Here is a 19,723-nt window from a genome sequence, read left to right as displayed (position 1 = left end):
TGTATGACGCAAAATACACAAGGCATTTTAGACTTGTTATTTTCTTTAATAATCATTGAACAAAACAAAATATGAATAACATAATTATATTGTTATCTTTTAACTTCTCAATAGCTTTTTATATAATTTAGGATTGATTTTAAATATAGAAAATAAAATTATCCAGTGAAGCTGTTTTTTATTGCTTTGAATATAAGATTTATATGTTTCTGATACCTTATGGTTAATCAAGGTTAAATATTCAGTATTATTTTCAATATTATTAGAACATTCAAAATAACAATTTATAAGCTTAAATAAATACCATTTTAATGTTTTTGAATAGATTTCTTCATTATTTATATTTTTAATGAACTTAACTTTTTCATCGTAAACATCTATTATATCTAACCTTTTTTTATTAAACTTACTTGTAGTTATACTGTTAGGAGTGATCCTATAGTAGTATAAAGGCCTATTAGTATAAGTGATCTTATTAGCTTTATAATATAATTTATATGTAGTGCCTTCATCTTCATGGATTTTGCCTACAGGATAAAAAATATCTTTAAAGAGTTCTCGTTTGTAGAGCTTATTCCAAGCTACTACTGTTTGAGTATATAAGCCATTATAGAAGTTATTTAGGCTTTCCATATTATTGTAAGAATTAATAATCTCATCATCTATATGAGGTATTGAGTCATCGCTATTAGCTGTTTTAAAAAAATCGCAACATGAAATATCAGAATTATTTTCCTTTAGCAATTTTAACAAAACTTCATACATAGTTTTATCTAACCAGTCATCGCTGTCTACGAAACCAATATAATTTCCTCTAGCTATATCAAGGCCAGCATTTCTGGCAGAACTTAGACCATTATTTTTCTTATGTATAACAATTATTCTATCATCCTTTTTAGAGAATTCATCACATATCTTTCCGGAATTATCCAATGAACCATCATCAACTAAAATAATTTCAAGATTTTTTTCAGTTTGATTTAAAATGCTATCTATACATTGAGGTAAATATTTCTCAACATTATAAACAGGCACAATAACACTAATTAAATCTTTAGTATTTTCCATAATATATTCTCCAATCTTTTACTCAGGTTAAAATTTGCTCTATAGATGGTTAAGCTGTAATAAATTATAACATATTAAGGCATAATTTAGAATTAATAATCTGTAGAAGGTATTGTAATAGAAAATTAAAAGTCAATATTTAATATGTATTATTGAGTTTTATGACTACATTGATATAATAAAAGGTAGATATGTATTAAAGGAGAAAAAGATGAACAATAATACTAATTATTCAAATTATGAAGACTTACAGCTAAGAGATGCTCAGTTAATAATGGCAAGCATTTTAAAAGATGTAAAAAAAATTTGTGACAAGCATAATATTAGATATTTTCTAGATGCTGGAACGCTTATAGGAGCGGTTAGACATAAAGGATTTATACCATGGGATGACGATATTGACATTGGAATGCTTAGAGAAGATTATAATAAATTTTTAAGTGTAGTTAAGAATGAACTACCTGATCATTTATTTTTGCAGACTCATGAAAATGATCCTAATTATGATATCTATCAAGTTCCATGCAAAATAAGATATAATAATACACTTTTTATTGAAGATAAGATTGCAGAAAATGAAAAGATGCATAATGGTTTATTTATAGATATTATACCTTATGATAGTCTTCCTAAAAAAAGATGGGTATACAATATTCAAAGAAAAATAAGCAATTTTGTATTAAGAAGTTTCATAAGAATTAGAGAAAAACCTGAAAAGCTTACATTAAAAAATAAAATTACATATTTTATTTATAATATTGTATCAAGTATTTTTACAACAAAAAGAAGACAGAAATTATTTGACTTTTTAGTTAAATGGAATGATAGAAATTCAGAATATATGGGATATGGATTGGATACAGTATGGAGTCAGTACATATATAAAAAAGAGGACTTTTTTGATTTGATAAAAGTTGAATTCGAAGGAGATTATTTTAATGCGCCTAAGAATTATGATGCTGTTTTAACACAATTGTATGGCGATTATATGACACTTCCGAAAGAAGAAGACAGAGTATGGCATGCCAGAATAATCAAAAAGTTAAAAAATGCCCAATAGGCATGTTCGTTTTAATTATAAAAGAATGTAGATTTATTTATAGTAGTAAAACTATTTCTCTAAATGAGAGTATTTTTACTTAGCTATAATGAATGAAAATGAAAATTTACTTAAGAAAATGGCTTAATATTGCATATGGGCATCAATACTAGTATAATTCAAGTAGTGTTGAAAAGTTTAAAGTTATTTGACGGTACAGTATTTAAATATAAAAGTGATTTTATATTTTTTAAATTTATAGATAAATCAACTATAATCTATACTTATGCGTATACCTCACCGAAATGAATAATATACTTTTGCTCCAGTTTCTGGTTGGAATATATTTCATGGGCTAAGTATAGTTTGTTATTGGGATATCCACAATTGATGTAAAAAATGATAATTTTAACATATATATTCTTTAAAACAAAAGAATATATATGTTCATAATGTCTATTAGCCCAATATTATAGTAAGTTATGGCATTAAATAGGCCAGTATGCTGACTTATTGTTTTCTGAATATAATTAAATAAAAGGAGCGAATAGTTTTGGTAAAAGTATCTATCATTACTCCTGTTTATAATGTAGAAGAATGTATTGAAAGAAGTATTAAATCTGTTATGAATCAAACTTGCAAAGATTTTGAACTTTTACTTATAGATGATGGATCAAAGGATAAAAGTATCGATATAGCAAGAGGATTACTTGAAAATTCAAGTATAAATTATAAAATCATAACTCAAAAAAATTCGGGTGTTAGTGCGGCAAGAAACAGAGGAATAAAAGAAGCTAGTGGAGAGTATATAACTTTTTTAGATTCAGATGATTATATTGATCATAAATTTGTTGAGCGTATGTATGAAAAAGCCGAAGAAAGTAAATGTGAGATAGTTTTTTGTGATTATAGTGAGGTTGACGCTAAAGGAAATGTGCTAGTTCAAAATAGAACTAACTATTTAAATGAGTTCATTAGCGGAAAAGAAGCTGCTCTTATGCAGTTAAAAGATGATATAACAATAGGAATGAGAAGTGCTATATATAAATCTTCCATTATACAAGATAATAATCTTTTATTTGATACTAAAAGAAAATATGGAGAAGATATGGTCTTTGTTGTAAAGGCATTGTTATATGCAAAAAAAGTTATAAGCGTAAATGAAGTATTGGCTTTTTATGTTATATGGGGAAATTCTGTGACTCAAAATGTATCATTGAAGCATTTGGATTGCTATTATTCATATATTGACCTATTAAATGATATAAAAGATGATGAAAGCCTAAATAAGATAAAAAGTTTTTTAGTTGAATTTAAAATACCTTATTCAATATCACATGTTTTTTCGGTATTAGGTAAGGATTCAAATTTCCATGAGGAACTTTTTAAGTTTTTAAATAAAGAGGATGTAAGAAAATATTTAAAGAATTATAAAATGCAAAAGTTGGATAAGAATAATATTAGATATTCTATTCAATGTAAGGGAATGCTGTCTTGTCCTAAATTATTAATAAAAGTTTTAGATAAAGTAAGATAATAGTTTAAATTAGGACATTTTAGTGAGAATCTCTGAAGTAGGAGGGGAAGTATAGTGAAGAATTGGAAGACTTTTATAGTTATGATAATCGATATGTTTATGGTTAATATGGCATATCTTTTCTCAATAAATATAACCAATAGTGGAGATTTTACATTAATTGCGAAAATATACACTCATGATTGTATAGCGTTAAGTTTAATTTATTTAGTATGTTTTTACTTGTTTAAAATGTATGAAAGTCTATGGCATTTAACTGGTACTGACGAGTTTTTGTTAGGTGTTGGTGGAAATATTTTAGCAGGAATAATATCAATAGGGTATACTAGAATTCTAGGTAATACAATTCCGTTAAATGTTTCGGTTGTCGGAATACTTTTAAGTATTTTCTTTGTATTAGGATATAGAATATTGTATAGGGTATATAGAAGAACTCTTTTGTACATACCATTTAAATACTCATCAGACCAAAGAAGAGTAATGATAGTCGGGGCTGGCTCGGCTGGAACTATGCTTATTAATGAAATGATGGCAAGAAGAGAACTAAAGTATAATCCGATAGTTCTTATAGATGATGATAAAAGTAAGCTTGGAAAAAGAATATCAGGTGTAAAAATAGAAGGAAACAGATACGATATACCTTATATAGTTGGAGATCAGGAAATAGATTTAATATTAATTGCGATTCCATCTCTTGATGCGAAAAATAAGGCAGAAATAATTGAAATTTGTAAGAATACAAATTGTAAACTTCAAATAATACCTGGAATGTACGAAATACTAAGTGGAGACGCTACAGTTAGTAGAATAAAAGATGTTGATTTAGAAGATTTGCTTGGAAGAGATCCTATTCAACTTGATAATAAAGGGATTTCAGATTATATAGAAGGAAAGACTATATTAGTAACTGGAGGGGGAGGATCAATAGGTTCGGAACTTTGCAGACAAATTTCTGTATATAATCCTAAAAGACTTATAATATTTGATATTTATGAAAACAATGTATATGATATACAAAATGAACTTAGAGAAGAGTTTCCAGACATGAATCTTACTGTATTAATAGGTTCAGTTAGGGATAGAAAGAGACTTCATGAAATATTTACAAAATATAGAGTGAATGTGGTATTCCATGCAGCAGCACATAAGCATGTGCCTTTAATGGAAGATAGTCCTAAAGAGGCTATAAAAAACAATGTTTTTGGAACTTTGAATTTAGCATTAGAAGCAAGTGAGGCTAACGTAGAAAGATTCGTTATGATTTCAACAGATAAAGCTGTTAACCCAACTAATATTATGGGAGCAACAAAAAGATTATGTGAAATGATCATTCAAGCCATGGATAAGCAGTCTAGGACAGAATTTGTTGCGGTTAGATTTGGAAATGTGCTTGGAAGTAATGGATCAGTAATACCATTATTCAAAAGACAAATTGCTAATGGTGGCCCTGTAACTGTAACTCATAAAAAGATTATTAGATACTTTATGCTAATTCCAGAAGCTGCGCAGTTAGTGCTTCAAGCCGGTGCTTTTGCAAGAGGTGGAGAAGTTTTTGTATTAGATATGGGAAAACCAGTTAAAATTTATGACTTGGCATGTGATTTAATAAGGCTTTCAGGGCTTGAACCCAATAGAGATATAAAAATTGTAGTTACAGGTCTTAGACCAGGAGAAAAGCTATACGAAGAACTTTTAATGAGTGAAGAAGGATTAGAAAATACGGTTCACAATAAAATATATGTAGGTAAACCAACATTTGAAGATATGAATAGCTTAACAATTAAGCTGGAGCAATTACAAAAGTTATTGGAGCTTAGCGATATATCAGAGATTAAGCATCAAATGCAAAAGATAGTTCCAACATATCATTATAAAAACGAAGATGAAGTGGCTGCAGAAAATGCAGATAAGGAGTAATAATGACGAGAGAAGATGTAATTAGAAATATATTTTTAGCTATTATATTTGCTATTAGTGGATTTTTAGGAATAGCAAATGGAAGTTATATAGTATCTATAATGTACATATTGACAGTAGTAATATTAGTAGTTTTTATTCTTAAAGATAAAGATTTATATAATATGTTCTATACACTACTTTTAATTTCTGCATTTTATGACTATACATTGTATGTACCAAGAGTGCAAAGTGTATATTTATTTCATATAGTTTTGGGAATATTTACACTTATGTCATTGTTTAGAATATTTAAAGACAGACAGATTTTAATGGACTTGGATAGAAAAGTATTAGCAATATATGTACTTTGGTTTATATATATGTGTGTTAGTATAATATGGTCGTTAAATAAAAGCTTGTCAATAAAGTATATAGCTATCTACTTGATGATGTTTGCGTTTATTGTAAACATGATGGTATATAACATTAATAGAGAAAGAATTAAAAAAACAATTACTATATTATCATCGCTAATTTTACTTATAATATTGATTGGTTTTATAGAAGTTATTCTTGGAAGACAGCTACCAGTTAAACATTATGCTGATGCATTTATTGAATTTCTACCAAAAGGTGACCAAGATTTAATACATGCAAGACCTATAGCATTTTCATTTAATCCTAATAACCTAGCGGCTACTCTTGCAATACTGTTACCAATTGGTTTTTATGCAATATATAAATTTGAGAACATATTTTTTAAAGTAGTTTGCATAATTGCTTCAATTATTGCTTTTTCGTTGATTTCAATAACAACATCAAGAACAGGTTTTGTGGCTGCTGCATTTGGAGTTATAGTTTATCTAATTTATTCTGTAATAAATATAAAAAGGATAGGATTAAAGGGGATAGTATGCCCATTAATTTTAGTGATTTCTCTTTTTGTGGCCTTTAAATATAGTTATATGATAATGAATATTTCACAAACAGAATCTGGTCAGGAGCAGAAGAAAAATGGTCTTGCAGATAAGCTTGATGCTCTAGGGGATCAAGAAATTCAAGAAGGCGGAGATGGATCTCTTAATGTTAGATGGACAATAGTAAGCGATGTATTAAGAGGAACAATAAAAGAGAAACATTATCTAGGCTATGGAGTAGGAAATGTTGAACAATATATTAAAAATCAAGGAAATACAGGAAATATATATAGCCCGCACTGTTATCCAATAGAAATTCTTGGAGACTTCGGTTTACCAGGGCTAGCGCTTTATGGTATATACTATTTATACTTGTTAATTCAAAATATGATTATTGGAATAAAGAAAAAGAGTCCAATGTGTTTTGCAGCTGTAACAGGCCTTATAGCTTTTGCACCAGCGAGTTTTGGACCTAGTTCTATAACATATGTATTTTCATATTGGATGCTTATGGGATTTGCAGTAGCATGTATACAAGTTTACAAAAAGGAAAGTGATGAGTATAGACCAACATCGTCATCCTCAATGAAGGAATATAGAATAGGATAATAGAGAGCACGAGTGTTTATAAGTTAAAATATAATTCAGATATTAATATATTATCAAATAAAAAATGGAAGGAATACCTTCCATTTTTTTATTATTTTTTAGTTGTTAAAGTCTTATATTTCAAATGTTTAGAATATGTTGATTTATACTTATCCTAAATATTTCTCAATAATTTCTGTGATTATTGAAGAACTGTCTCCACTTCCAAATGCAGAAGCAGGAGTACCAGTTGGATTGAAGTTTTCTATAGCCTCCATTATCTTATCAGAATTACTTCCAACTATAACGTTCCAACCGTTAGTTACAGTTTCAACCCATTCAGTTTCATCTCTCATAGTTATACATGGTTTCTTTAAGAAGTATGCTTCTTTTTGAACTCCGCCACTATCTGTAACTATCTTTTGAGAATTTTCCTGAAGAGAAATCATATCTAAATATCCCACGGGATCAATAATTCTTATATTTTCTCCAACATGCAAATCATAAGTTTCAATAAATTTCTTTGTTCTAGGATGTAGTGGAAGTATGATTCTCTTACCAGAGTTATTTAAAGCAGTAATGATTGAAGATAATCTTTCAATACTGTTAGTGTTTTCAGCACGATGTATTGTTGAAAGTATATAACTATTTGGTGCTAAATCAAGTTTGTCAAGTATTGTTGAGATATCTTTAGCTCTTTCTTTAAAGAGATTTATTGCATCATACATTACATCGCCGACATTATGAACACCTTTTGTAATATTTTCATCCTTTAAGTTATTTAAAGCAGTTAAAGTAGGTGTGAAAAGTAAATCGGATATATGGTCTGTTAATATTCTATTTTGCTCTTCAGGCATAGCCTTATTGAAACTTCTAAGACCAGCTTCAACGTGCGCTACAGGAATTAATAATTTGCTTGCACATAGGCTACCTGCAAGGGTTGAATTTGTATCGCCATAAACTAAAACCATGTCTGGCTTTTCTTTTAAGTATATTTCTTCAAGAGATATTAACATGCTACCAGTTTGATGCCCATGATTAGATGAACCAATGTTTAAATTATAATCTGGTTTTGGAATTCCAAGCTCCTCAAAGAATATGTCGGACATATTATTATCATAATGCTGCCCTGTGTGTACTAAAATTTCACTGTTTCCATTTCTTCTAATTTTATTAGATACTGTCGCGGCTTTAATGAACTGTGGTCTTGCACCTATAACAGTTAATACTTTCATATAATAGGCCTCCTTAAATTTTAGGTATTTATTTGTGAATTATTTATATTTACGTATAAATAAATATCAAGTGAAATTTATTTGAGATAAGAATTATCTCAATCTGAATATTAGTTAAACTTATAAAAAATAATCACCACAATGTTTAGGTGTATGCGAATGATATTACACTTACGCAGAATTAAAAATTGATTTAGTGTGATTCTTCTAAGCAAACCACTCAAAAGCGAATTTCTAAAGTTTATATTTTAGAAACATAAGATTTCGATTTAAAGTTTTTATGTTCTGTCCTTTGCCATCTCCCTGTGAGTACTTGGATTATTGCTATATAATCACTCAGCTGACTTTTGAAAGAAGGCTCTCACATAAAGAGTAAGTGCTATAGCGGCTAGACATCAGATAACGTTATTTTATCATATAAAATTCATAAATGAAATAATATGGGTGATATTATAAAGTAAAAGCTTATATTCATATTGTTGAAATGAAGTATTTCATATGTTATTCTTATACTGATTATAACTCTGGAGGGAAAAAGATGAAAAACTGTTTAGTACTTTTAACTAAAGTTTTTCCTTTTGATAAAGGAGAAGAATTTATAGAAGGCGAAATAAAAATGCTTTCTGAAGCTTTTGAAAAAGTAATAGTGATAGCAACTAGTGTAGCTGATGATGCGATACAAACAAGAAGTATTCCTAGTAACTTTGAAGTACATAAAATTAAGGCTTCAAAAATAAAGCATAGTTTACCTATTAGTGCTGTGAAGCTATTTCCATTTTATAATTATAATGGATGTGTAGATAAAGAAGAACGCAATGCTATTAGTGGCTCCATAAAAAAGAAAGCTTATTTAACATATTTTACAGCAAAAGCAAACAGTGTTTTAAAAGAAGTTTTGGAAATCATTAAAAAATATAATATGGATGAGTATAGCGGGATAACTTTATATAGTTATTGGTTATATGATATTGCTTTTGTGGCAATAAAACTTAAAGAACTTTATGGTAAAAAGATTACAAGAGTAGTAAGTAGAACACATAGATATGATCTTTATGCTAATGAAAACTCGATGAATTATATACCACTTAGATATTATTTCCTAAGAAATTTAGACGCGGTATATCCATGTTCTGACGATGGAAGTAATTATCTAAAGGAGCTTTATCCAGATTGCTCAGATAAAATTAAAACTGCATATCTTGGGACAAAAGATTATGGAACTTCGCAAGGATCAAAAGACTTAACATATAGAATTGTGAGTTGCTGCCATGTTTCACCAGTAAAGCGTATAGATTTATTGGCAAAGTCACTGGCAACATTGAAAGATTCGGGATTAAATCTAAAATGGACACATTTTGGAGCAGGAGATGGGTTGGATCAAATTAAGGAGTATGCAAGAGAAAATCTTGATTTTATGGAGACAAATTTTCCTGGGAGTGTTAAAAATTCCGAGTTAATGGAATATTATAAAAATGAATCAGTCGATTTGTTCATAAACACAAGTAGTTCAGAAGGATTACCGGTTAGTATCATGGAAGCATGTTCTTTTTCAATTCCAACAATTGCGACTAATGTAGGCGGTACGGCTGAGATTGTTAAAGAGGGTGAAACTGGATTGTTATTGGATAAAGATTTCGATCCTGAGGAGCTTGGAAATAAAATTAAATATATGGCGGAAATATCAGAGGAAGAAAAACAAAAATTCCGTGATAGATGCCGTTTACTTTGGACTGAAAATTTTTGTGCAGATAGTAATTTCAGAAAATTTGCACATGGAATTAGAGCGGTTCAATAAAATCAATTAAAAAGTTCTGATTTATTTTTTATCAGAACTTTTTTATATGATTAATTATAGATCATTTACGAAGGAGAGTGTGCCAGAAAGTTTTATTTAAGATGATTCAAGTGATAATTGAAGAATTATCTCAATTTCCGAAAACAGAAGTATGAGTTTCTGTTAGATTAAATTTTTCTGATAAATTCACAATTTTATTGGAATCACTTCCAACTATAAAGTTCTAAACGTTATTCATAGCTTCTATCTATTCAGTATCATATCATTATACATGGCTTCTTTTTGACTCAGCCAATATCTGTGTAATCTCTCTATAATAAAAGCATATCTATGTATTCTACAGGTATCAACAGTTTACTTACGCAAATGCTTCCAGTAAGAGCTGAATTCGTTATAAAGCAGATTTATCATAGATACAATAAGGAATGACTAGCCTTATAACTGGATTGGCCATTCTTAATGTTTATGATTATGATATAATTGGAATTAAATGAAGTAATACTCTAAAATGTAATAGATAGTATTTGAGTTGAAATATATAATTATTATTTGGAGGCGTAATATGTTAAAAAAGAAGATACTAGTAGTAGAAGATGAATTCTCAATTAGCGATACTTTAAAATTTGCTCTTTCAAAGGAAAATTTTGAAGTTAGGGGGGCATACAATGGGGAAAGTGCGTTAAAAATTTTTGAAGAATTTGAACCTCATTTGGTTTTGTTAGATATAATGCTTCCAGACATAAGTGGTTTTGAATTATGTAAGATCATGAGCCAAAAAAGTTACATAGTTATGCTTACTGCAAGGGATGATGTAATTGATAAAATATTGGGAATGGAAATAGGTGCCGATGATTACATAACAAAGCCTTTTGAAATAAGAGAAGTTACAGCAAGAATTAATGCTATTTTTAGAAGGGTAAGTAAAAATATTTTTAATAATGAACATGAGAATATATCTAGTACTGTTTCAGAAAATGATTTAGATGATATCGATGGATATAAGAATAAAAAAGATGAGTTCACTATTAATTTTGATACAAGAACGGTAATTAAAGATGGGAAAGAGATAATGCTAAAAAGAAAAGAATTCGATTTGTTGAGCTATTTATATAAGAATAAAGGGATCGTCTTTAATAGACAGCAGCTTTTAAATGAGGTTTGGGGATATGATTATTACGGGGATACTAGAACTGTTGATGTTCATATACGAAGGTTAAGGGCAAATCTTGGTGATGATAAGGAAAATTCGATAGTGGAAACAGTTTTTGGTGTAGGGTATGTAATAAGATAAAAGCATAAGGTTAGGAAGTGGAGAATATGCTGAAAACACTAAAAGGAAAAATAATGATAGGAATTGTATTTGCTCTTATTATATTTAATTTTGGGTTAAGTATTTTCATATATAATACTTATTATGCAAATATAAAGAATAATATTAAAGATGATATGGAGAATATTAGAAAGTTCAGCACAAGCACTTTAAAATATAGTGCTATGGTTATTGAAGATGATCTTAAAGTAAAAAATAAAACTGTGTATGAAGTTAATAACAATTATGATTGCTATGTGGGACTGTATGATTATAATAATAACCCAATAGATTATAAAGGTAATATCTTATTTGAAAATAGTATTAATAATGTATTAGAAAATTCAAAAGGAAAAAGCTCGGTAATAATATTTAATGTTAAAAATGGATTGGTTTGTACATATGTTTACCCTATATATCTTAATGGAAAATATGATTCAAGTTTAGTTATACAAAAAAGCTATAATGATTATTATGATAGTATTAAAAATATAATGACCAATATTATAGGAGCTCAAATTGTTCTTTTAATAGTAATAATAGGAGCATTAAATTATTTTATAAATAAAATAATAAGCCCGTTAAAAAAGCTTAGTGTACAAATGAAAAAATATGGAGAAGGAAAAGAAGTTGATAGAATTTCAGTAAAATCTAAGGATGAAATTGGACAAGTTACTAAGTCTTTTAACGAAATGATTGAAGAAAAGAAAAAATTAGAAAATATATCGAAAGAATTTTTTAATAATGCAACGCATGAGCTTAAGACTCCAGTTACTTCAATATACGGATATGTTCAAATATTAAAAGAAGAAGATTTAAATAGTATAGATGAAGAATTCAAAAAAAGAGCTGTTAATAGAATAATGATGGAATGTGGAAAATTAAAAGAACTTATACAAAAGCTTCTTGAAATTTCACGATGTGGTGTTAAAAAAAAGGATGTAAAGCAAGAGGTTAAACTTAACATATTAATTGCAGAAATATGTGATAGATTAATTGATAGGTGTAGACGATTAAATAAAGAGTTTATTATTAATATAGATGAAATTGCTGTATTAACTGTAAAAGAAGATATTGAGCATATAATTTTAAATTTAATTGATAATGCATTGAAATATTCAAAAGGCAAAGAAATATATATTTCTCTTAGTAAATCTGACAAAAATAAAGATGATTTTATATTTGAAATAAAAAATAAAATTTCTTTAATACCTGAGAATATTTCTAAAAATCTATTGGAACCTTTTATTAAATATAATGAATTTGATGGAAATATAGAAGAAAGTATTTCAAGTTCTGGATTAGGACTATATTTATGCAATGAATTAGCTCAAAAGAATATGTTTTCCTTAAAATATGAAATAAAAAAAGATGAAATATTTTTCTATTTATTCCGTCTATAAATCTAATTCTTAACTTAGATATCTATAGCATCCTTTTAGGTATATAAAAATCATTTCAAAGTATTACAAAAATGTTACAGAAGTGTTAAATAAGTAATAACTATTAATAAAATACTACAAGAAAATTACAAAAATGTAAAAAGCATTGAAAGTATATAAAATGGGTTTATTATAGGTGATGTACCAAGTGTACAAATTAAATATTTATTATCTGAGGAGGAATAAATTAATGAAGAAAAAAGTATTAAATCAACTAATTGCAGCAGTTTTAGTTTGTGGAAGTATTTTAGCAGTGGGGATGACAGCAGCAAATGCAGAAGTGAAAACTCAAACAGGAATGATTACAGAGAATGGTAAGATATACTTTTATAATGGATTAGGTCAAAAAGAAACAGGTTGGATTAATATTAGTGGGAAATGGTACTATTTTAATGAGAATGGCGAAATGCAAAAAAATACAACTTTAAAGATAAATGACAAAAGTTTCAAATTTGATGAAAATGGAATAGCGCTTGATGAAGATGGAACTCAAGTTAGCGACAATATAACTGATAAGTCGAAGGAAGAATTAAATAAATATGGAGCACATATTAAAATTAAGTATGGGAAAATTTACTACTGTAATGATTCAGATAAAGAAACAGGATGGGTTCGTGATGTAGATGGTAAAATATATTATTATAATGAAAAAGGTGAAATGCAAAAGGGTACAACAGTTAAAGATCTTACTGGCAAAGAAGTAAAGCTCAATGAAAAGGGCGTAGTTGTAGGTGAGCATGGATATGATCTTGTTAATGGAGAAGAAGTTACTTACGATAGCTCTGAAGCTTATAAAGAGAGTCATAAACAGTGGAAAAAGATAGGTAATGATTGGTATTATTATTTTGGGGACCAAGGAATTAAAATAGTTGACAGCTGGCAACTAGATAATGGATTATACTACCATTTTGATCATGATGGAAAAATGCAAAAAAGTATAACAGTTAAAAGTGAGAAAGGTAATGATTGTATATTAAATGCAGATGGAGCATTAACTAATAAAAGTACACCAGACATTACATTTGATGATGATAAGTATGAGTGGAAACAAGTAGATGGAAATTGGTATCATATGAATTCAGAGGGGGATAAAGAGAAAGGATGGATTCAAGATAATGGTAAGTGGTATTATTGCAATAAAGATGGTGTAATGCAAAAAAATACAACTATAATAGACCACGATAGTAAATATGTTTTAGGTACAGATGGTGGTTGGATTAAATAATATCTGTATTACAATTAAATTTTGATTTAACAATTATGTAATAAGTTTGCCTTATAATTATTTCTATTGAATTAGCTTAGAAAGTAATTATAAGGCTGCTCTGATTTATTTTATATTACTATTTTATTTATATGTGTATTGTGCTGGGAGGGGAAAGATGAAAAAGATAATTAGTTTTATAGCTTTATTAGCAGTTATATTTTCTTGCATGTATTATGGTGAGTACATAAAGAAAGGCCATGAGGAGATTGAAGTATTAAATACAGATGTAAGTATTAATAATATAAAGAGTATCATAGAGATAGAAAATAATATTAATGATGATTATGAGGAGATTCCATTGGGCTACAATAATGGAAGTGTATACTTAATAAAATATGATTATATTAATAAAAAATTATATGATAATAATATCTTTATTTTAAATAAAGATGGAAGTAGTAAAGAATGTGGAGTAAAGCTGCCAGATAATTATTTAAATGGAGAATTAAATATTTATGGTGATAAAATTTTTGGAAGGAATGGTTATTTTAATTGGCAGTCTGGAAAGGAATATAAACTACTTTCTGATGAAGATAATGTATTTCAGTCAAGATGGTATTCTGTTTCTGGAAATAGTGACTATTATTTACGTTCCGAAGATAAGGAGCAAAATAAAAAGTACATATTATATAACATTAATAGCAATGATAAATACGAGTTTGAATGTAACAGCAATAGTGAAGATGTTATAAGTGGCATATTTTATGATGATATATCAAAAGACTTCTATGCAATGTGTCAAAATAATGTAGTAAAACAAATACAGATTAATGAAGGTAATTTTACTATAGAAAAATATGATGATATAAAAGTTCTTAATAAAAATCTAGTAAGCCAGGAAGAAAAATTTAAAAATAGCTATGTATATTGTTTTGAGGGACAGGCATATATAGGTTTGGATTGCAATGATAAATATCAAGATAGCATTAACATTAACCAATATGATATAGTTAATAAAGTTGCAGAGAGATTAGACAATATAAGCCTATATGGTTATGATGATTTTTACAAGGATTATATACTAATTAAAAAAGATGATGAGAAAAGTGTTAATAAAATTTATTTAGCTAAGCTTGAGAAAAATGGATTTGATATGCTTATTGAAATTCCTAAATTATATGGTGATGATAGTAAAATCAGTATCCGTATGGTTGATTCAGAAAATGTATTAGTTAAGGAAGAATATCATGATAAAGAAAATAAAAAAATAAAAAATAGATATGTAGTCTATGATTTATCACAATATTTTCAAGATAACACCAACAAGTTAAGAAGTGATAATGATAAATTAACATTGAAAAATACTTATAAAAATATTAATGAATATGATGATTCTAATAATAAGTCTAAATTAAATACTGAAGAAGTCAAACAGCCTGAGCAAATGCCAAAAGATATTATACCAAAAGAGGAGATTTCAAAAGAGAATACTTCAAAAGATAATGAATCTAATATTAAGACCACTCAAGAAAAGGATTATAGAGAATCTGATTCATCATGGAGAAAAGGAAATGGTGACTGGTATTATTATAAAAATGATGAAAAAGCTATAGGGTGGTTGAAGACTGAAAAGGGGTGGTATTATTTTTACAAAGATGGAACTATGCAAAAGGATGCAATTGTTCTTGGGAAAAATGGGAAAGAGTATAAATTAGGACATGATGGATTATTGCTTAATCCAGACTCAGAACTAGATTATGATTATGCTGGAAGCAAAGAAAAAACGAACAAAGAGAACAATAGTAATAATACAAGAAGTGTTGATAGTAGTGCTACAAGTAGTATTGGTGCTAATAATATAAATGAAAGCAATATTAATAAATAGATTATCATAAAACTAGCATCTGTAATGAATGGAACATTATAGATGCTAGTTTATATTCTGTGAAGTAAAAAAGAATTATTAGTGCGATTTTAGGTTTAAGAGAAATATTTATAAGCTATATAGTCAAGTAATTAAGTCTTATAAAATGATAGTTTGAAAATAAAATTAAAAGTAAAGATGAGGATTTTTAATTGAGAGAAATTTATAGAAAAGTTGATAATTTTCATTTTATAGATAAGTTAGACTAGCAAAATCATAGTTGGATAATGAAGTAGAAGGTATTAATATAATGTTAGGGGGTAGATTTAAAGTTCTTTTTTTAAAGGAAATCCGACTCGCATGCACTCGCTGGATAAGTTCAGTTAGCAAAATCATAGATTTTGAGCTTCACTTATGTTATAATCTATAGCGTTAATTAACATTATAATGCAAAAAAGGAGCAATTAAGATGAATATCTTACTTATAAATCATTACGCAGGGTCTGATTATCATGGAATGGAATTTAGACCTTATTATATGGGGCGAGAATGGGTTGATATGGGACATAAAGTAATCATACTTGGTGCTGATTTTTCACATTTACGAAAGAAAAACCCACAAATAAAAGAGGATTTCGAAGAAGAAATTATAGATGGAATTACATATGTATGGGTTAAAACTCCAGAATATCAGGGAAATGGAGTTGGAAGAATTAAAAATATATCAACATTCATGTTCAAATTGAGAATGAATTATAAGAAACTTGCCGATAAATATAGACCAGATGCAGTAATAGCATCTTCGACTTATCCTTTAGATATATATCCAGCTCATAGGATTGCAAAGAGGAGTAATGCTAAACTGTTTTTTGAGATACATGACTTATGGCCTTTAACGCCAATGGAAATAGGAGGGTATTCTAAGAATAATCCAGCTATAGTTATGCTTCAAAGAGCAGAGGATTTTGCTTTTAAAAATTGTGATAAAATTATTTCAATTTTACCTAATGCAGATAGGCATATGAAAGATAGGGGATTTAGTGCGGATAATTATGTTCATGTTCCAAATGGAATAATTGTTGGAGAGAAAAAAAATGCTCCTATGGAAAAAACTATTGAAAGATTACAAGAACTAAAAGATGAAGGTTATTTCTTAGTTGGATATACAGGAAATCACTCGCCAGCTAATGTATTAGATACGATGATTGATGCTGCAAAGAAAACTACAGATGAAAAAATAAAGTATGTATTAGTTGGAAATGGAAACGTGAAAAATGAATTAATACAATATGCTAAAACTAGTAATGTAACGAATGTTGAATTTCTAGATCCTGTACTTAAAGATAATATGGATAATGTACTAAGATTATTAGACATATGTTATATAGGACTAAAAAAGCAAAATTTATTTAATTATGGCGTAAGTCCAAATAAATTATTTGACTATATGATGGCAGCAAGACCAGTAATATATGCAGTTGAGGCTTCGAATGATCCAGTGAAGGATTCAAATTGTGGTATTACGGTACCAGCAGAAGATCCAGATGCTGTTGTGAAAGCAGTTATGGATATTAGAAACTTAAGCGAAGATGAAAAAAATAACTTGGGCCAAAATGGTAAGGATTATGTGTTGGAAAATCATACTTATCGCGGGCTTGCAGAGAAATTTTTAGATGCACTAAAATAACTTAAAAATTTATGAAGAAATTCAATAATATGAGCTGAATTGACTAAAAAGTTGTAAAATAGTTAATATAATATTATATGTTCTGAAATAAATGAATTAGGAGTAAATAGATGAATACATTCAATAAAGTAGTTAAAAGAATATTTGATTTGATATGTTCTACTTTAGGACTTATAGTTTTAAGTCCGATTTTGATAGTTATTGCCATTAGAATAAAAACAGATTCTGATGGACCTGTATTTTTTAAACAAATAAGAATTGGTGAAAAAAATGAAGAATTTGAGATTTTGAAGTTTAGGACTATGGTTGTGGATGCAGAAAAGTTAGGAAGACAAATTACTGTAGGAAATGATAGCAGAATTACTAAAATAGGTGCTTTTTTAAGAAAATATAAACTTGATGAACTTCCACAATTAATAAATGTATTTAAAGGGGACATGAGCCTAGTGGGGCCGAGACCAGAAGTTCCTAGATATGTAAAGATGTATAATGAGGAACAGAGAAGGGTTCTAGAAGTTAAACCAGGGATAACAGATTTAGCATCAATTAGATATAGAGATGAAAATGATTTACTTGGAGAAGCAGAAAATCCTGATGATTTTTACATAAACACAATTATGCCAGATAAACTTGCATTAAATCTAGAATATATAAATAAAAATAATATATTTTTAGATATTTATATAATACTTAAAACAATAGTGAAATGCCTTTAATCAAAGAAAATTGTTTCGATAGCTAATGAAGTTAAAATACTATTATTTAAAATTAGTCTCTTAACTTGTGATTTTAGCGTATGTATTTAAAATATTGTTCTAAATGCATTAGTAAAACTAACTTTAAAGGAAATTATGAACTATTGAATTTGATTAAAAGTATTTAATTTGAGAGAGGTAGATTAATATGAAAAAATTAAAATTTGCTATTATTGGTTGCGGAAGAATCTCATATAAGCATGTTGAAGCATTAGCTAAAAATGTAGAAGAAGCGGAACTTGTAGCGACTTGTGATGTGGTTTTAGAAAAAGCGGAAGCAAAGAAATCTGAATACATAGAAAAAACTGGAGCAGCTGAAGATTCTGTGCATGTATATACAGATTATAAAGAAATGTTAGAAAAAGAAGATATAGATGTGGTTACAATAGCGACAGAAAGTGGCTATCATGCTGAAATTGCTATTCATAGCATGAAAAAAGGAGCTAGTGCATTAGTAGAAAAGCCAATGGCTATGTCTATTGAAGATGCTAATGAAATGATTAAGGTGGCTAAAGAAAACGATGTTAAGCTTGGAGTTTGTCATCAAAATAGGTTTAATAAGCCTATACAGAAATTAAGAGAAGCTATAGAAGACAAAAAGTTTGGAAAATTAGTTAATGGTACAGCTAGAATACTTTGGAATAGGAATATGGGATATTATGAACAAGCACCTTGGAGAGGAACTTGGGCATTAGATGGTGGTACACTTATGAACCAGTGTATACATAATATAGATTTACTTCAATGGATGATGGGTGGAGAAATCGAAAGAGTTTATGCCGAATGTGATACTTATCTAAGAGATATTGAAGCTGAAGATTTTGGTGCTGTAATAATAAGATTCAAAAATGGTGCTATTGGAATAGTTGAGGGATCAGCTTGTGTTTATCCTAAAAATCTAGAAGAAACATTAAGTATATTTGGCGAAACAGGAGCAGTATCAATTGGTGGTCTTGCAGTTAATGAGCTTGAAACATGGAGATTTGAAGGCGAAGATGAAGAAGCGGTTAAGAAGTCTGTAAATGTTAAAATAGATAATGTATATGGAGAAGGACACACACCGTTATTTAAGGATGTAATAGATTCTATAAATGATAATAGAGATCCGCTAGTATCGGGAGAAGAAGGTAAGAAGGCAATGTCTATAATACTTGCAGCATATAAATCAAGAAAAACAGGAATGCCAGTAAAATTTCCATTAACAGATTTTAAAACATTAGATATGAAAGAGAATTAGCAAAGATTTTAGTTTAAATGTATTAAGTTGTTGAATACATTTAAACTATTATTTCATAAATATGTAAAAAGTATATATAAAATAGGAATACTTAAAAAATGTGTTGGGCAAAATTAATTAGAATTGTTTATTATGGCTTAATAT

The 19,723-nt window shown here is 28.3% G+C and carries 14 protein-coding genes; 12 read left to right on the top strand and 2 right to left on the bottom strand.

Annotated elements, in window-relative coordinates; genetic code table 11:
* Positions 1–99 precede the first annotated feature (99 nt).
* On the bottom strand, positions 100–1,068 hold the full coding sequence (locus tag KEC93_RS23160; RefSeq protein ID WP_087702588.1) for a glycosyltransferase family 2 protein: 969 nt from the start codon (positions 1,066–1,068) through the stop codon (positions 100–102).
* A 211-nt stretch (positions 1,069–1,279) separates the two neighbouring features.
* On the opposite strand from KEC93_RS23160, the gene KEC93_RS23155 reads away from it, so the two are divergent.
* From KEC93_RS23155 to KEC93_RS23140, 4 genes are all read left to right on the top strand, one after another.
* Complete coding sequence (locus KEC93_RS23155; protein WP_077869866.1) at positions 1,280–2,128, top strand: LicD family protein; 849 nt, start codon at positions 1,280–1,282, stop codon at positions 2,126–2,128.
* A 532-nt stretch (positions 2,129–2,660) separates the two neighbouring features.
* Positions 2,661–3,644 (top strand): glycosyltransferase family 2 protein, encoded by a 984-nt coding sequence (locus KEC93_RS23150; RefSeq protein ID WP_077869867.1) that lies wholly within the window; start codon positions 2,661–2,663, stop codon positions 3,642–3,644.
* 54 nt (positions 3,645–3,698) lie between these two features.
* Positions 3,699–5,561 (top strand): polysaccharide biosynthesis protein, encoded by a 1,863-nt coding sequence (locus KEC93_RS23145; protein ID WP_017211263.1) that lies wholly within the window; start codon positions 3,699–3,701, stop codon positions 5,559–5,561.
* Positions 5,562–5,563: 2 nt separating this feature from the next.
* Positions 5,564–7,069 carry an O-antigen ligase family protein gene (locus KEC93_RS23140; RefSeq protein WP_077869868.1) on the top strand — a complete coding sequence of 502 codons (1,506 nt, stop codon included), beginning with the start codon at positions 5,564–5,566 and terminating at the stop codon, positions 7,067–7,069.
* A gap of 149 nt (positions 7,070–7,218) precedes the next feature.
* On the opposite strand, the gene wecB is transcribed toward KEC93_RS23140, so the two are convergent.
* Positions 7,219–8,283, bottom strand: coding sequence for a non-hydrolyzing UDP-N-acetylglucosamine 2-epimerase (wecB, locus tag KEC93_RS23135; RefSeq protein WP_023976453.1), 1,065 nt, complete (start codon positions 8,281–8,283; stop codon positions 7,219–7,221).
* Between the two features lie 538 nt (positions 8,284–8,821).
* On the opposite strand from wecB, the gene KEC93_RS23130 reads away from it, so the two are divergent.
* From KEC93_RS23130 to KEC93_RS23095, 8 genes are all read left to right on the top strand, one after another.
* Entirely contained in the window at positions 8,822–10,078 is a 1,257-nt protein-coding gene (locus KEC93_RS23130) for a glycosyltransferase (RefSeq protein ID WP_077869869.1), read from the top strand.
* Positions 10,079–10,640: 562 nt separating this feature from the next.
* Positions 10,641–11,369: a response regulator transcription factor gene (locus tag KEC93_RS23125; protein ID WP_077869870.1), complete on the top strand. Its 729-nt coding sequence runs from the start codon at positions 10,641–10,643 to the stop codon at positions 11,367–11,369.
* Positions 11,370–11,395: 26 nt separating this feature from the next.
* Positions 11,396–12,790 (top strand): sensor histidine kinase, encoded by a 1,395-nt coding sequence (locus KEC93_RS23120; RefSeq protein ID WP_111944655.1) that lies wholly within the window; start codon positions 11,396–11,398, stop codon positions 12,788–12,790.
* A gap of 229 nt (positions 12,791–13,019) precedes the next feature.
* Positions 13,020–14,054, top strand: coding sequence for an N-acetylmuramoyl-L-alanine amidase family protein (locus tag KEC93_RS23115; protein ID WP_238892657.1), 1,035 nt, complete (start codon positions 13,020–13,022; stop codon positions 14,052–14,054).
* A 157-nt stretch (positions 14,055–14,211) separates the two neighbouring features.
* Positions 14,212–15,921 carry a PspC-like choline-binding domain-containing protein gene (locus tag KEC93_RS23110; protein ID WP_077868700.1) on the top strand — a complete coding sequence of 570 codons (1,710 nt, stop codon included), beginning with the start codon at positions 14,212–14,214 and terminating at the stop codon, positions 15,919–15,921.
* A 448-nt stretch (positions 15,922–16,369) separates the two neighbouring features.
* Complete coding sequence (locus tag KEC93_RS23105) at positions 16,370–17,587, top strand: glycosyltransferase family 4 protein (RefSeq protein ID WP_017211259.1); 1,218 nt, start codon at positions 16,370–16,372, stop codon at positions 17,585–17,587.
* 110 nt (positions 17,588–17,697) lie between these two features.
* Positions 17,698–18,303, top strand: coding sequence for a sugar transferase (locus KEC93_RS23100; RefSeq protein ID WP_017211258.1), 606 nt, complete (start codon positions 17,698–17,700; stop codon positions 18,301–18,303).
* Between the two features lie 187 nt (positions 18,304–18,490).
* Positions 18,491–19,579, top strand: coding sequence for a Gfo/Idh/MocA family protein (locus KEC93_RS23095; protein ID WP_017211257.1), 1,089 nt, complete (start codon positions 18,491–18,493; stop codon positions 19,577–19,579).
* Positions 19,580–19,723 lie beyond the last annotated feature (144 nt).

Source organism: Clostridium beijerinckii (genome assembly GCF_018223745.1).
GTDB classification, from domain to species: domain Bacteria; phylum Bacillota; class Clostridia; order Clostridiales; family Clostridiaceae; genus Clostridium; species Clostridium beijerinckii.
Note: the sequence above shows the minus strand (reverse complement) of the source record. Positions and strands in the feature narration are given on the sequence as shown.

Coding starts and splice junctions, on each gene's coding strand:
- KEC93_RS23160 (WP_087702588.1), bottom strand. CDS start 1,068: ATGGAAAATACTAAAGATTTAATTAGTGTTATTGTGCCTGTTTATAAT.
- KEC93_RS23155 (WP_077869866.1), top strand. CDS start 1,280: ATGAACAATAATACTAATTATTCAAATTATGAAGACTTACAGCTAAGA.
- KEC93_RS23140 (WP_077869868.1), top strand. CDS start 5,564: ATGACGAGAGAAGATGTAATTAGAAATATATTTTTAGCTATTATATTT.
- wecB (WP_023976453.1), bottom strand. CDS start 8,283: ATGAAAGTATTAACTGTTATAGGTGCAAGACCACAGTTCATTAAAGCC.
- KEC93_RS23130 (WP_077869869.1), top strand. CDS start 8,822: ATGAAAAACTGTTTAGTACTTTTAACTAAAGTTTTTCCTTTTGATAAA.
- KEC93_RS23125 (WP_077869870.1), top strand. CDS start 10,641: ATGTTAAAAAAGAAGATACTAGTAGTAGAAGATGAATTCTCAATTAGC.
- KEC93_RS23120 (WP_111944655.1), top strand. CDS start 11,396: ATGCTGAAAACACTAAAAGGAAAAATAATGATAGGAATTGTATTTGCT.
- KEC93_RS23115 (WP_238892657.1), top strand. CDS start 13,020: ATGAAGAAAAAAGTATTAAATCAACTAATTGCAGCAGTTTTAGTTTGT.
- KEC93_RS23110 (WP_077868700.1), top strand. CDS start 14,212: ATGAAAAAGATAATTAGTTTTATAGCTTTATTAGCAGTTATATTTTCT.
- KEC93_RS23105 (WP_017211259.1), top strand. CDS start 16,370: ATGAATATCTTACTTATAAATCATTACGCAGGGTCTGATTATCATGGA.
- KEC93_RS23100 (WP_017211258.1), top strand. CDS start 17,698: ATGAATACATTCAATAAAGTAGTTAAAAGAATATTTGATTTGATATGT.
- KEC93_RS23095 (WP_017211257.1), top strand. CDS start 18,491: ATGAAAAAATTAAAATTTGCTATTATTGGTTGCGGAAGAATCTCATAT.